A 14,723-nucleotide genomic window follows, 5' to 3' on the forward strand; every position below is an offset into this window, starting at 1 on the left:
TTGCACATCTCCTTAGGCCCTCCGGTGGACGTAAAACGTCTATCGGATTAAGGGCCAGTCTATTTTGTTTTGATTGAACGTTCAATCAACAAAGAATAAGATCTGCGACAATTCGTCGCTGCCTACAGGTTTTTCCTACACGTAGTTGGCGGAAAAACGACATCCGAAAACGCTCGAAACCCGCGCGCACTGGCGCTCCCGGGTTTCGGGCTTTTTTCGGGGTGTCTTTATATCACCCGCCTGTCTGCTGCCAACTAGCCGATTAGTCGGGTACTGCGTTGCCTTGTGTTCTTCTCTCGCACTGCCTGGAGCATCTGTGCCATGAGTTCTGCCTCTCTTATAAAGACCCCACCCGAGAAGGTGACGGTCAACGGTTGGGTGTTCTACACCTCTACCGCGTTGATCCTGCTGTTGACCGCCATTCTGATCATCGCCCCGCAAGAGGCCGGCAGATTGCTTGGTATTGCCCAGGCCTGGTTGTCCCGCAGCTTCGGCTGGTACTACATGGTGGTGATCGCCGCTTACCTGGTCTTCGTGCTCGGCCTGGCGTTTTCGTCCTACGGCAAACTCAAGCTGGGCAGCAAGGACGACACCCCGGACTTCAGCTACGGCGCCTGGGCGGGGATGCTGTTCTCGTCGGGTATCGGCATCTCGCTGCTGTACTTCGGTGCTTCCGAGCCGCTGGACCACTACTTCAATCCGCCGGAAGGCGTGGCCGGCAGCAACCTTGCCGCACGTCAGGCCGTACAGCTGACGTTCCTGCACTGGGGCCTGCATGGCTGGGCGATCTACGCCCTGGTCGGTTTGGCCGTGGCGTACTTTGCTTACCGTCATAACCAGCCGCTGGCGTTGCGTTCGGCGTTGTATCCGCTGGTCGGCGAGCGTTGGGTCAAAGGCGCGGCCGGTCATGCGGTGGACGGCTTCGGCATGTTCGTGACCCTGCTGGGTCTGGTGACGAACCTGGGGATTGGTTCGCTGCAAGTGTCGTCGGGCCTTGAAAACCTGTTCGGCATGGAGCACAACAACACCAACCTGCTGATCGTGATCATCGTAATGAGCACCGTGGCGACCATCGCTGCCGTGTCTGGCGTGGAAAACGGTATCCGTCGTCTGTCCAACCTGAACATTGTGCTGTTCAGCGGCCTGCTGATATTTGTGCTGCTGTTCGGCCCAACCCTGCACCTGCTCAACGGCTTCGTGCAAAACGTCGGCGACTACCTGAACAGCGTGGTGCTGAAGACCTTCGACCTCTATGTGTACGAAGGCGACAGTGAGAAATCCGACCGCTGGTTGGGCCTGTGGACCCTGTTCTACTGGGCGTGGTGGATTTCCTGGGCGCCATTTGTAGGCATGTTCATCGCGCGTATTTCCCGTGGTCGCACGGTGCGTGAACTGGTGGCCGGCGTGCTGCTGATTCCGCTGGGTTTCACTCTGGCATGGCTGTCGATCTTCGGTAACTCGGCCCTGGACCTGGTGATGAACCATGGGGCGGTGGAGCTCGGGAAGACGGCGCTGGAACAGCCGTCCATGGCGATTTACCAATTGCTGGAGCATTACCCGGCGTCGAAGATTGTGATCGGCGTGTCGATCTTTGTTGGTTTTGTGCTGTTCCTGACCCCGGCGGATTCCGGCGCGGTGATGATGGCCAACCTTTCGTGCAAGGGCGGCAACGTTGACGAAGATGCGCCGCACTGGCTGCGGATCTTCTGGTCGGCGGTAATTACCCTGGTAACCATCGGCCTGCTGTTTGCCGGCAACTTCGAAGCCATGCAAACCATGGTGGTGCTGGCCGGTCTGCCGTTCTCGGTGGTACTGGTGTTCTTCATGTTCGGCTTGCACAAGGCGATGCGCCAAGACGTGCAGATCGAACAGGAGCAAGCGGAACTCGCAGCGCGCGGTCGTCGTGGTTTTAGCGAGCGTTTGACCGAGCTGGACTTGCAGCCGAATCAGTCGATCGTTCAGCGTTTCATGGACAAGCAAGTCAGCCCGGCGCTGGAAGAGGCTGCGGTGCAACTGCGTACTCAAGGCCTGGACGTGCAAACGTTGCTGGGCAAGGCCAAGCGTTGCATGGGCCTGCGGATCGAGATGGAAGAGGGCAACCCTTTTGTCTACGAAGTGAGCCTGGACGGTTATCTGGCGGCGGCGAGCGACACGGTCTCGGCTGAAAGCGCTGATGAACCACGTGCACGTTACTACCGCGCCGAGGTGTACTTGCACAACGGCAGCCAGGATTACGACTTGATGGGCTTCACTCAGGATCAGATCACCCGTGACGTGCTCGATCAGTTTGAAAGCCATCGGCAGCTCCTTGGCCGGGTCTATAGCTAATGTTGAAGGGCGCGGTGCATCAGATGCACCGCGTCGCATCCTTCGCGGGCAAGCCTCGCTCCTACAGGATTTCCGTTGAACTTGTAGGAGCGAGGCTTGCCCGCGAAGGGGCCATCAGCCGCAATACTGTTTGACTCGATATCCCCTAAACAAAAACGCCGCGATCCTCTCGCGGCGTTTTTGTGTCTGCTGCCTTACCCCAGATTCTTGCCAAGCAACGCGTGATACAGCTCGCTGTCACCCAGAATCCCGACCACCTTGTTGTTGTCGTGCAGCACCAGCTTATTACCCGTCTGATATCGAATCTGCAGCGCGTCGCGCATGCCGATGTTCGAATCCACCAGCGTTGGTCGACGACCCAAGCCTTCAACCGCTTGCCCTGGAATCCAGTTCTGCAGGTCCAGGCTCGCGCCGTTCTGGCGTGCGCCTTTGATGGTGTTGCCTTCGGCCAGGTCCAGCCAGGAGTCGCCGCCCGGATCGAGGCATACCGAACCGTTGATGCGTTTGCAGTTGTCCAGGGTGCGCATCAGGCTGCGACCGCACAACACGTTCAGCGGGTTGGTATGGGCGACGAACGTCCGCACGTAGTCGTCCGCAGGGTTCAATACGATCTCTTCCGGCTTGCTGTACTGGACGATCCGACCGTCTTTCATGATCGCGATACGGCTGCCGAGCTTCAGTGCTTCATCGAGGTCGTGGCTCACGAACACGATGGTTTTGTTCAGCTTGCTCTGCAGCTCCAGCAGTTCGTCTTGCAGGCCCTGGCGGATCAGCGGGTCGAGGGCCGAGAACGGTTCGTCCATCAGCAGAATGTCCGCGTCCATCGCCAGCGCACGGGCCAGGCCCACACGTTGCTGCATACCACCGGAGAGTTCGTCAGGTTTCTTGTTGCGCCACTGGGTCAGGCCCACCAGCTCAAGCTTGTCGTCCACCAGTTTGCGCCGTTCTTTTTCCGGGCGACCCTGCATCTCCAGACCGAAACTGATGTTCTCGCGCACTGTCAGCCAAGGCATCAGGGCGAATTTCTGGAACACCATCGCGATACGCTTGGTGCGCATCATTTTCAGTTCTGCCGGGGTGCAGGAGGCGATATCGATCTGCTTGCCTTCGTGCTCGACGAACAGCTTGCCGCGGCTGACGGTGTTGAGGCCGTTGATGCAGCGCAGCAGGCTGGATTTACCGGAGCCGGACAAGCCCATCAATACGCAGATTTCACCTTTTTCGACGTCCAGGCTGGCTTTTTCAACGCCAACAATCTGCCCGGTCTTTTTCAGGATCTGGTCGCGGGTCATGCCCTGGTCGAGAAGCTTGAGCGCCTCACGCGGGTCTTTGGAGAAGATTACGTCGACGTCTTCGAAGCGAATAATGCTCATGCGTCACCCCCTACTTTAGCGTCGGGTTGTTTGCAGATACGGTCGAGCATGATCGCCAGCAGTACGATCGCCAGGCCCGCTTCGAAGCCCAGGGCGATATCAGCAGTGTTCAGTGCGTTGACCACGGGTTTGCCCAAGCCGTCGGCGCCCACCAGTGCCGCGATCACCACCATCGACAACGACAGCATGATGCACTGGGTAATACCGGCCGCGATGCTTGGCATGGCGTAGGGCAGTTCGATGCGTGCGAGCAGTTGGCGGCGCGAGCAGCCGAAGGCTTTGCCGGCGTCCATCAGTTCCTGCGGAACATCGCGAATACCCAGGTAAGTCAGGCGGATAGGTGCGGCAATCGCGAACACCACCGTAGAAATCAGGCCCGGGACCACACCCAGACCGAAGAGGGTCAGGGTAGGAATGAGGTACACGAATGTCGGCACGGTCTGCATCAGATCGAGCACCGGACGCATCAGTGTGTAGAACATCGGTTTGTGTGCAGCGACGATGCCCAGCGGCACGCCGATGACCACGCAGACCAGGGTGGCGAACAACACCTGGGCAAGGGTTTCCATGGTTTCCTGCCAGTACCCCAGATTGAGGATCAGCAGGAAGGAGGCGATAACGAAAACGGTCAGCCCCCACTTTCGTTGAATGAAGTGTGCCAGTAGCGCGATGAGGCCGATCAATGCCAGCGGGTTGAACCAGGTCAGCGCAAAAGTCACGCCGTGGATCATCGTTTCCAGTGACACGGCGATTGCGTCGAAAGTGTTGGCGCCGTGTTGCGTCAACCATTCAACGAAGCCCGCGATGTACTGGCCTAGAGGTATTTTCTGATCAATCAGCATGGTAGTGAACGTCCGCATGCAAGGAAATAAACAGCCCGGACGGCCGAAGCCGTCCGGCGTAAGCGATGCTTCTTAATTCAAGGCTGCGCGAGCTTGGCTTTCACGGCCTCCAGGCCTGGTTTACCGTCAATGGTGGTCACGCCAGCGAGCCAGGTATCGAGCACCTGTGGATTCTTTTTCAGCCAGGCCTTGGCGGCCGCGTCAGGCTTCATTTTGTCGTCCAGGACGTTGCCCATCAGGGTGCTTTCCATGTCCAGAGTGAACTGCAGGTTTTTCAACAGCTGACCCACGTTGCTGCATTCCTGCGCATAGCCCTTGCGGGTGTTGGTGTAGATGGTTGCCTGGCCGAAGTTCGGGCCGAAATACTCGTCGCCGCCGGTCAGGTACTTCATCTTGAAGCGCGTGTTCATCGGGTGTGGTTCCCAGCCCAGGAACACCACGGCGGTGTTGCGGCGCTGGGCGCGATCGACTTGCGAGAGCATGCCTGCCTCGCTGGACTCGACCACCTTGAAGCCGGCGGCTTTCAAGCCGAAGGCGTCCTTGTCGATCATGCTCTGGATCAGACGGTTGCCGTCGTTACCCGGTTCGATGCCGTAGATCTTGCCGTCGAGTTCTTTCTTGAACTTGGCGATGTCGGCGAAATCTTTAAGACCTTTGTTATACAACTCTTCCGGGACGGCGAGTGTGTATTTTGCGTTTTCCAGGTTGGCACGCAGGGTGTCCACGGTGCCGGCATCGCGGTAGGCCTTGATGTCGTTTTCCATGGTCGGCATCCAGTTACCCAGGAACACGTCCATGTTCTTGCCGTCGGCCAGGGACTTGTAGGTCACCGGTACGGAAATCATCGTGGTTTTGGTCTTGTAGCCGAGGGCATCGAGGACGACGCTGGTGGTGGCGGTGGTGACGGTAATGTCAGTCCAGCCGACATCGGAGAAGTTTACGGTGCTGCATTGAGCCGGCTCGGCGGCTTGAGCCAGAAACGGCAGACTCAGCATGGCGGCCAACAACAACGACGGGGAACCTTTCATGGATGGACTCCTTGGTGTTTTTTTTGGCAGTGTTCCGACTGGACCACCGCACTTATAGGTTGCGGTTGGATGGCGTTTTGGAGACAGCTCTACCACGGCGCCTTGCAATCGAGTCGATACGATCATGTACCAGTGAAAATCTGACGCCTACAGGGGGCGTCGTAACCAGTACAGGGATGGTCGCATCCAGTGTCGGTGACGTCGTTTACAGCTATTTTCAGCCCTTTCTGCCCGTTTGAACCGTAAAGAAACCGTGAAAACGTAGCGCTGATGGCCTGCGACGTTGGTGGGCATGAGTGGGTCGGTGTCAGACGTCGAACGACATGGTAAAAGCCCGATGATGCGGCCATCCCGACGGATTGCAGCTTGAGCGTAGCAGCTCCGTCACTGGGCGCTTTTGCGTCCGGAGTTGGCACACCCAGGAGTTCGGCAGTCATGGCAATCAGCGTTTTCGACCTGTTCAAAATCGGCATTGGACCTTCCAGTTCGCACACCGTGGGACCTATGCGGGCCGCCGCGTTGTTCGTGCAAGGTTTGCGTGAGCAGGGTCTTTTGGAACAAGTGCGTCGCGTCGAAGTTCAGCTTTATGGTTCGTTGTCGGCCACCGGCGTTGGTCACGGCAGCGACAACGCGGTGATCATGGGCCTGATGGGCGAGTGGCCGGATGCGATCGATCCGTCGCAAATCGGCATCCGCATCGAAACCCTGCGCGAAACTCACACGCTGTTGCTCGACGGTCACTTGTCGGTCCCGTTCATTTGGGCCCGGGACATGCGCCTGATCGACGAAAACCTGCCATTCCATCCCAACGCCATGACCCTGATTGTCGAAGGCGATCACGGCGAACTGCATCGCGACACCTACTATTCCATCGGCGGCGGTTTTGTCGTCGATGAGGCGCAGGCCTCCAGCGGCGTGGTCGATCTGGATCGCACGGTGCTGCCGTACGATTTCTCCAGCGCCGTCGAGCTGCTCAGCCTCTGTAAGCAGCACAACCTGCGCGTTGCCGAATTGATGATGGCCAACGAGAAGGTCTGGCGCAGCGAAGAGGAAATTCGCGCCGGCCTGATGAAACTCTGGCGCGCCATGCAGGATTGCGTCGAACAAGGCCTCAAGCACGAAGGCATCCTGCCCGGCGGACTTAATGTGCGTCGTCGCGCAGCCAAGTTGCATCGCAGCCTGCAAGAGCTGGGGAAACCTAACGTAATCGGCTCAACGCTGAGTGCCATGGAGTGGGTCAACCTGTTCGCTCTGGCGGTCAACGAAGAAAACGCCGCTGGCGGGCGCATGGTCACGGCGCCGACCAATGGCGCGGCGGGAATCATTCCGGCGGTGTTGCACTACTTTATGAAGTTCAGTGAGGTGGTGACCGACGCCAACGTGGTCGACTATTTCCTCAGTGCGGCGGCGGTAGGGATTCTGTGCAAGAAGAACGCTTCGATTTCCGGTGCCGAAGTCGGTTGCCAGGGTGAAGTCGGTTCGGCCTGCGCGATGGCGGCGGCCGGGTTGGCGGAGATTCTCGGCGCCACACCGGAGCAACTGTGCAACGCGGCGGAAATCGGTCTGGAACACAACCTCGGCCTGACCTGCGACCCGGTGGGCGGGCTGGTGCAAGTGCCGTGCATCGAGCGCAACGCGATTGCCGCGGTGAAAGCCATCAACGCGGCGCAGATGGCGCTGCGTGGCGATGGTCAGCACTTTATCTCGCTGGATCGGGTGATCCGCACGATGCGTGATACTGGCGCCGATATGCATGACAAATATAAAGAGACATCGCGCGGTGGGTTGGCGGTTAGCGCGGTTGAGTGTTGATTCAGTAAGACCGAGTCGCCTGTTTCGCGAGCAAGCCCGCTCCCACATTCGACCGCATTTCCCTGAGAGAACTCGGTCACCTGTGGGAGCGGGCTTGCTCGCGAAGGCGTCAGACCAATCAAAACTGCGCGCTAAGTGAACACCTGAATCGAAACGCGCCACGTTTTAGCGCGTCGCTTACAGATAAGCGACCTCACCTAGATCAGGGATCCAAGTTGGCCAGTACCGCCTGTCACCTGTGCTTGCGGTGACACTCTCCATCCGGTCGCCGTAGCCCTGTTCCCACAAGTGCTACCGATTTGCTCACGCCCAACGGGGCGGAGCGTCTCCCGCCGATAATGGCACCTATAACCCCTACTCACGGCGCGGCTTATATAGACGCACTGCGACGTCGTTTTCAGGAGTTATTGAATGACCATTCAACTTTAGGCATGGCAATTGCTCTGTCATTACAAAGCCCGTCTCCCACGCGAGAACGATGGCAATAACAAGAGCCTCCGCCTGAGGCCATCACCCGCTTTGTGTGAGGAGATACCGCGATGACGACGTTCAACTCCGGGGCCCAACCCCAGAACCGTGCGCCTCAATCCATCGGCTTTTTGCTGCTGGACAATTTCACGCTTATTTCTCTGGCCTCCGCAGTAGAACCCCTGCGCATGGCCAACCAATTGTCCGGCCGCGAGCTGTATCGCTGGTCCACACTCAGCGTCGACGGCGGTCAGGTTTGGGCCAGTGACGGCCTGCAGATCACTCCCGACTGCTCCATGCACAAAGCTCCCGCCCTGGACATCATCATTGTCTGCGGCGGTATTGGCATCCAGCGCACTGTTACCCGTGAACACGTTTCGTGGCTGCAAAGCCAGGCGCGGCAGTCCCGCCGTCTCGGTGCGGTCTGCACCGGCAGCTGGGCTCTGGCGTGCGCCGGCCTGCTGGACGGTTTTGATTGCAGCGTGCACTGGGAATGCCTGGCCTCAATGCAGGAAGCGTTTCCGCGTGTGGCCATGAGCACACGCCTGTTCACCCTCGACCGTAACCGTTTCACCAGTTCCGGCGGCACCGCGCCGCTGGACATGATGCTGCACCTGATCAGCCGCGATCACGGCCGTGAACTGTCGGCCGCGATCTCGGAAATGTTCGTCTACGAGCGCATCCGCAACGAACAGGATCACCAGCGTGTGCCGCTCAAGCACATGCTCGGCACCAACCAGCCGAAGTTGCAGGAAATCGTTGCGCTGATGGAAGCCAACCTGGAAGAGCCGATCGACCTCGACGAACTGGCGGTGTATGTCGCTGTTTCGCGTCGTCAACTCGAGCGGCTGTTCCAGAAGTATCTGCACTGCTCGCCGTCGCGTTACTACCTCAAACTGCGCCTGATCCGTGCTCGGCAGTTGCTCAAGCAAACGCCGATGTCGATCATCGAAGTGGCGTCGGTGTGTGGCTTCGTTTCCACACCGCACTTCTCCAAGTGCTACCGCGAATACTTCGGCATTCCACCGCGTGACGAGCGCGTAGGTTCCAACACCACGCAACAAGTGGCGATGATGCCGCTGCCACAAGCGTTGGTGCTGTCGCCGTTGTCCGGGCCGTTGTCGGCGCTGAGTCAGGCGCGCAACGAGTCGACGTTCGCCAGTGTAAGGCTCTAAACCGAGGCGCCTGCTTCGCGAGCAAGCCCGCTCCCACATTCGACCGCGCTCACCTGAGAGAACTCGGTCACCTGTGGGAGCGGGCTTGCTCGCGAAAGCGGTTTATCAGGCGCTACGGCTCTGCTGATATTGCGCCAACGCTGGCAACAATTGCTTGTCGATGGCCTGACGAACGGCCGGCAGGATGGTCGCGCTACTGGTGTACATCTGCTTGACCATGGTCCGCAGCGTCATCGCCCGTTCATCGTTCAAGCCTCGCACTGCACACTCGCAAGCCTGCTCGGCTGTGGAGCCGCTCGGTACTTGAAAACCCAGCGATTTCAGCTGGCCCAACAGGTCTTCCTGGTCAATCAAATCGGCGTACATCATGACGCAATCCTTCTTCAGGGAACGGTGTCGTGGCTCGATTCTCGTAGGGGCCGTGGGCGTCGGCAAGGACGATTTGTCGCAATGGCCGCGATACCTATGAACAGGTCGTTTTCGGCTAACTTGCCAGAGGTGAGAGTGGGCACACTGGATTCAGCTGGCTTCACGAAGGTTTGGTCACCCTCGCGCAACGGCTCCTCAACAGTACCCTCCTCAGCTCCGATCTTGTCACGGCTTGATCGGGGTTTTTTTTGCCTGTGAATCCGGGAGATTTGAGGTGTCCAGACTGACGCCTTCGCGGGCAAGCCTCGCTCCTACAGGTTTGGGGGCGGTCGCGGATTGGGCGAACGACGCAATACCTGTGGGAGCGAGCCTGCTCGCGATGAACGATGACGCGGTCTAGCGCTGCAACACGAGAATGCGCGACAACAATTCATCCCGGTCGACATAGCAACCCTGAAAATGCCGGGCGCCGCTGGCGGGGTCGAAGGCGTTGCGGGCGTGGAGGGTGCGGCGGTTGTCGAAACACCACATTTCGCCGGGTTTTAGCCGCGTCATCACCCGGAATCGCGTTTCGCGGGTCATGGCAATAAAACGTCTGTAAGCGTGGTAAAGCTTGGGCATGTCCTCGATCGACGCATCAAACGGCCCACGCAGAAAGTTCGCCATGCGGATCTCCGACACCTGCCCCAACGCGTCCAGGGCGATGATCGGCGCCAGGCAGCGGTAGTCGCTGTGGCGGTCCTTGTTGCGGAACTCCACGGGAATTTCACACAGGGCTTTGAACGACTCGGGATCCTCCTCGCGTAACGCCTGGGCGATGGCAAAGCCGTCGACGAAAATACTTTCGCCACCGTCGGCGTCATTGACCAGGCAATGCAAAAATTGCAGCCCCGGTTGCAACTCTCGAGTTGGCAAGTCGCTGTGCAACGGCAGGTTGAAAGCGGTGTAGGCGTTGCTGTCGGCATCGGACTTGGATTGTACGTTGAACAACACGCCGAAATTGCTCTCGCGGATGAAGGAAATCCGCTGGGCGATCAGCTTCAGTGAACCGGGTTCGGTGGGCACGCCGCGCACTTGAGTCAGGCCGATATCACGCACCGCAAGCAGCCATTGCAGCAGTGCTTCGTTGTCGTTCATCAGTGCGTGGTATTCGAATACCGGCAGCTTCAGATGGCTGTTCCACAGCTGGCTTCCGGGTTTGGCGGCGCGGCGTTCGGCCCGGGACTCGTCGTCATAAGCGTGGGCTCGTAACCAGCCCGGATCGAAGCGGCTGAGGTGGCCGTCCTGCCATTCGACACTGAGGCAACCATCGGCATCGACGGTCGCCTCTCTCGGCACCAAATCTTCTGCGACATCGACGATTTCCAGCACTTGCTCGCGGGTCACCGTGTAGACGCATTGCGGGCACGGGCAGTTGTCCCGCAGCCATTGATGATGAAAGGGACTGACTCGACCGTCGGCCCACTTCACTTGAATGCGATCCGCCAGGGTGTGCACGGCGGTCAACGCGCTGATCAACGGGTAGGTACGGAAGTCGGCAAAAGCGGCGGTGTTCAATGGCGATCTCCTTGTTATTTTTTAGGGGGCAATGCGATCACTCGGCCAATGCAGGCGGGGGCGGGCAGGTCGGTCTGCTCGGTGACGATGGCTTGCAGCTTGCTCAAGATGTCTTCGCTGAAGGGCGCGGATCGCGGCCCGTCAAGGTCGACGTGCAGCAGCATTTGTTCGTTGCCCGCCAGTTCCTTGTCATCGCCCACCAGATGCAGGCTGTGATAGAGGTGCAGGCGTTTGCTGTCGTGGCCAATGATTTGAGTGTGCACTTCGACGTCGGCGTCGAGCTTCACTTCGTGCAGGTAATTGAGGTGCAGTTCGAGGGTGAATAGCGAATTGCCGCTGGCTTCGCGGTCGTTGCTGTCCATGCCTAGCCGATCCATCAGCGCATCGGTGGCGTAGCTGAAGATCAGCAGGTAGAAGGCATCGCGCAGGTGGCCGTTGTAGTCGACCCAGTCGGGGATGATTTTGGTTTGGTAGGTGGTGAGGGTGGGCATGATGGGTGATCCAAGATGTGTGGTGACTGGGCGGCCGCTTTCGCGAGCAAGCCCGCTCCCACAAGGGATTAGTGGTGTGAACACTGTCTATGTCACAACGCAGAACCAATGTGGGAGCGGGCTTGCTCGCGAAGGGGGCAGGCCTGCTGGCTCGTTACTCGCTAAACGCCATGCCGTGTTTCTCTTTGGTGGTTTTTACCGCCTCCAGCACCGCCAGCAAACAATCATCACGATAGCGCTCCAGGGCCGAAATGCTGTGTTTGCCCAGCTGATCACTGGTCCCGTCCACCACATCATCGATCAATTTGTCGGTCAGTTCCGGTGCTGGCAAGTACGTCCACGGCAACTGCAACGCCGGGCCGAACTGCGCCATGAAGTGCCGCATCCCCGCATCGCCACCCGCCAGGGTGTAGGTCAGGAACGTGCCCATGAACGACCAGCGCAGTCCCGCGCCAAAGCGGATCGCATCGTCAATTTCGCCAGTGGTCGCCACACCGTCCTTAACCAGGTGCAGCGCCTCACGCCACAGCGCTTCGAGCAAACGGTCGGCGATAAAGCCCGGCACTTCCTTGCGCACATGCAGCGGACGCATGCCCAGGGATTCATACACTTTCATCGCCGCTTGAACCGCTTCAGGCGCCGTGTTTTTGCCACCGACCACTTCCACCAGCGGCAGCAGGTAAACCGGGTTGAACGGGTGCCCGACCACGCAGCGTTCCGGGTGCGTCGAACTCTCGTAAAACTCGCTCGGTAACAGGCCCGAGGTGCTGGAACCGATCAAGGCATTGGGCTTGGCCGCTGCGCTGATTTTGCTGTGCAGTTCCAGTTTCAGATCGAGGCGTTCCGGGGCGCTTTCCTGAATGAAATCCGCGTCGCGAACGCACTCTTCAATCGTCGCGACAAAGCGCAGCCGATCCTGCGAGGCGCCAGGCGCCAAGCCTTGTTTCTCCAGCGCACCCCAGGCATTGGCGACGCGTTTGCGCAGCGCGGCTTCTGCACCGGGCGCCGGGTCCCAGGCGACAACGTCGAGGCCGTGGGCGAGGGCGCGAGATACCCAGCCGCTGCCGATGACACCGCTGCCCAACGCTGCGAAGGTTTTGATTTCGGTGATAAAGCTCATGGCGTCGTCCTAAGGAAATTCGGTGATCCCTGTAGGAGCGAAGCTTGCTCGCGAAGACGGTATTTCAGCCACAGACAATGTGGCGGATGTACCGGCCCCTTCGCGGGCAAGCCTCGCTCCTACAGGTTTTGTGTGTGGGTTTAACCGCGCTTGGTCAGGCCCATTTTTGCCCGGCCTTCAGCCGGCGTCAGAACGCGGGCGCCGAGGCGGCTGAGGATTTCCGAGGCGCGTTCGACCAGTTGGCCGTTGGTCGCCAGTACGCCCTTGTCCAACCAGATGTTGTCTTCCAGACCGACCCGCACGTTGCCGCCGAGCAGCACGGCTTGTGCCGCCATCGGCATTTGCATGCGTCCGATGCCGAAGCCAGCCCAGACCGCATTGGCAGGCAGGTTGTCGACCATGGCTTTCATGGTGGTGGTGTCGGCCGGCGCGCCCCACGGGATGCCCAGGCAGAGCTGGAACAGTGGGTCGTCGAGCAGGCCTTCCTTGATCAGCTGTTTGGCGAACCACAGGTGACCGGTGTCGAAGATTTCCAGTTCGGCCTTCACGCCCAGCTCTTGAATGCGTTTGGCGCCAGCGCGTAGCTGGGCCGGGGTGGACACGTAAATGGTGTCGCCGTCGCCGAAGTTCAGGGTGCCGCAATCGAGGGTGCAGATTTCCGGCAGCAGTTCTTCAACGTGGGCCAGACGGGTCAGCGGGCCGACCAGGTCGGTGTTCGGGCCGAACTCCATCGGGTTCTCGCCCGCGCCGATTTCCAGGTCGCCGCCCATGCCAGCAGTGAGGTTGACGATGATGTCGACGTCGGCCTCGCGGATGCGCTCCATCACTTCGCGGTAAAGCGCCACATCACGGCTGAACTTGCCGGTTTCCGGGTTGCGCACATGGCAGTGAACAACCGTAGCGCCCGCTTTTGCGGCTTCTATCGCGGCGGCGGCGATTTGTTTCGGGGTGACCGGCACGTGTGGGCTTCTGGCGGTCGTGTCGCCAGCACCGGTAAGTGCGCAGGTGATGATGACGTCGTGGTTCATGAGGCGGGTTCCTTGCAGGCGTGATGGTTCCGTTCGCAGCCCCGTAGGGCTGCGAGTCGGTGGTTCAATCGGGGTTTATTTGCTGGTCAGTTTCAGATTGTCAGCCGCCGGTTTGCCATCGAAGGTGGTCACGCCTTCGAGCCAGCGTTGCTTGTCTTGCGGGTGATCTTTCAGCCATTGCTTGGCCGACTCGAAAGCGTCTTTGTGATCGAGCAGCGGCTGCATCATCCGGCTCTCGTCTTCGGCGGTGTAGGTCAGGTTGCTCAGCAATTTGCCAATGTTCGGGCATTGCTGCGCGTAGTTCGGCGAGGTGACGGTCCAGACTGTGGCCATGCCTTCGTTCGGGCCGAGCGCGTCTTCGCTGCCAGTGAGATAAGTCATCTGCACGTTGACGTTCATCGGATGCGGCGCCCAGCCGAAGAACACCACGGCCTCTTTGCGGCGCACCGCGCGATCCACCGCCGCGAGCATGCCGGCTTCGCTGGACTCGACCAGCTGGAATTTGCCGAGGCCAAACTGGTTCTTGGCGATCATCGCCTTGATCTGGGTGTTGGCGCCCGAGCCTGGCTCGATGCCGTAAATCTTGCCGCCCAGTTCTTTTTCGAACTTGGCGATGTCGGCGAAGGTTTTCAGGCCCTTGTCGGCGAGGTAAGTCGGTACGGCGAGGGTGGCGCGAGCGTCTTTCAGGCTTGGCGCTTCAAGCACTTTGACCTGATTGCCATCGACGAACGGCGTGATGGTCTGGGTCATCAGCGGGTTCCAGTAGCCCAGGAACAGGTCCAGGCGCTGGTCGCGGATCCCGGCGAAGATGATTTGCTGGGAAGCGCTGGTTTGTTTGGTGTTGTAGCCGAGGCCGTCGAGCAGGACCTGGGTCATGGCGCTGGTGGCGATCACGTCGGTCCAGTTCACTACGCCCATGCGCACGTTCTGGCATGAAGCAGGTTCGGCCGCCATGACGCTGGCGCTCAAGAAAGCGGTACCGCTGAGTGCAAGAACACAGCTGCTGATCAGTCGTTTCATGTCGGGTTCCTCGGCAGGTCGTTATTGTGGGTCCGGGCGTCTTCGTGCGCCGGTGATGCTCAAGTTACGCAGCATAGCCCCTGTGAAAGCGCACTACGGCGACCAGCTCTTG

Annotated in this window: 12 protein-coding genes; 3 read left to right on the plus strand and 9 right to left on the minus strand. The window is 59.5% G+C overall.

The genetic code is table 11. The annotated features are described in order from the left end of the window. The first annotated feature begins 378 nt into the window (after nt 1-378). On the plus strand, nt 379-2,328 hold the full coding sequence (locus EYC95_RS12480; RefSeq protein WP_256656953.1) for a BCCT family transporter: 1,950 nt from the start codon (nt 379-381) through the stop codon (nt 2,326-2,328). 194 nt (nt 2,329-2,522) lie between these two features. On the opposite strand, the gene choV is transcribed toward EYC95_RS12480, so the two are convergent. The 3 genes from choV to EYC95_RS12495 all read right to left on the minus strand — a co-directional run bounded on the left by choV (nt 2,523) and on the right by EYC95_RS12495 (nt 5,571). Further along, on the minus strand, nt 2,523-3,701 hold the full coding sequence (choV, locus tag EYC95_RS12485) for a choline ABC transporter ATP-binding protein (protein WP_131060629.1): 1,179 nt from the start codon (nt 3,699-3,701) through the stop codon (nt 2,523-2,525). Beyond that, complete coding sequence (gene choW, locus EYC95_RS12490) at nt 3,698-4,543, minus strand: choline ABC transporter permease subunit (protein WP_131060630.1); 846 nt, start codon at nt 4,541-4,543, stop codon at nt 3,698-3,700. Before choW ends, choV begins: the two co-directional genes overlap by 4 nt. A gap of 77 nt (nt 4,544-4,620) precedes the next feature. Continuing rightward, nucleotides 4,621-5,571 carry a choline ABC transporter substrate-binding protein gene (locus EYC95_RS12495; protein WP_131060631.1) on the minus strand — a complete coding sequence of 317 codons (951 nt, stop codon included), beginning with the start codon at nt 5,569-5,571 and terminating at the stop codon, nt 4,621-4,623. A 435-nt stretch (nt 5,572-6,006) separates the two neighbouring features. Here EYC95_RS12495 and EYC95_RS12500 point away from each other — a divergent pair, with 435 nt between their 5' ends. Both EYC95_RS12500 and EYC95_RS12505 read left to right on the plus strand, forming a co-directional pair. Further along, nucleotides 6,007-7,383, plus strand: a complete 1,377-nt coding sequence (locus EYC95_RS12500) for an L-serine ammonia-lyase (RefSeq protein WP_131060632.1) — start codon at nt 6,007-6,009, stop codon at nt 7,381-7,383. Nucleotides 7,384-7,922: 539 nt separating this feature from the next. Continuing rightward, nucleotides 7,923-9,026 (plus strand): GlxA family transcriptional regulator, encoded by a 1,104-nt coding sequence (locus EYC95_RS12505; protein WP_131060633.1) that lies wholly within the window; start codon nt 7,923-7,925, stop codon nt 9,024-9,026. A gap of 105 nt (nt 9,027-9,131) precedes the next feature. Here the strand turns inward: EYC95_RS12505 and EYC95_RS12510 are convergent, their stop codons facing one another. From EYC95_RS12510 to choX, 6 genes are all read right to left on the minus strand, one after another. Then, a complete protein-coding gene (locus EYC95_RS12510; RefSeq protein ID WP_131060634.1) occupies nt 9,132-9,395 on the minus strand; it encodes a hypothetical protein in 264 nt (87 codons plus the stop codon). A gap of 396 nt (nt 9,396-9,791) precedes the next feature. Further along, the gene (locus EYC95_RS12520) at nt 9,792-10,952 is read right to left on the minus strand and encodes a gamma-butyrobetaine dioxygenase (RefSeq protein WP_131060636.1); all 1,161 of its coding nucleotides are present in this window, start codon (nt 10,950-10,952) and stop codon (nt 9,792-9,794) included. Between the two features lie 14 nt (nt 10,953-10,966). Continuing rightward, on the minus strand, nt 10,967-11,443 hold the full coding sequence (locus EYC95_RS12525; protein WP_131060637.1) for a thioesterase family protein: 477 nt from the start codon (nt 11,441-11,443) through the stop codon (nt 10,967-10,969). 154 nt (nt 11,444-11,597) lie between these two features. Beyond that, complete coding sequence (locus tag EYC95_RS12530) at nt 11,598-12,563, minus strand: L-carnitine dehydrogenase (RefSeq protein ID WP_131060638.1); 966 nt, start codon at nt 12,561-12,563, stop codon at nt 11,598-11,600. Between the two features lie 140 nt (nt 12,564-12,703). After that, nucleotides 12,704-13,591, minus strand: coding sequence for a 3-keto-5-aminohexanoate cleavage protein (locus EYC95_RS12535; protein WP_131060639.1), 888 nt, complete (start codon nt 13,589-13,591; stop codon nt 12,704-12,706). A 75-nt stretch (nt 13,592-13,666) separates the two neighbouring features. Further along, entirely contained in the window at nt 13,667-14,611 is a 945-nt protein-coding gene (gene choX / locus EYC95_RS12540) for a choline ABC transporter substrate-binding protein (protein ID WP_131060640.1), read from the minus strand. Nucleotides 14,612-14,723 lie beyond the last annotated feature (112 nt).

The sequence above is a fragment of the Pseudomonas sp. BGI-2 genome (assembly GCF_004310295.1).
In the GTDB taxonomy this organism is placed as follows: Bacteria; Pseudomonadota; Gammaproteobacteria; order Pseudomonadales; family Pseudomonadaceae; genus Aquipseudomonas.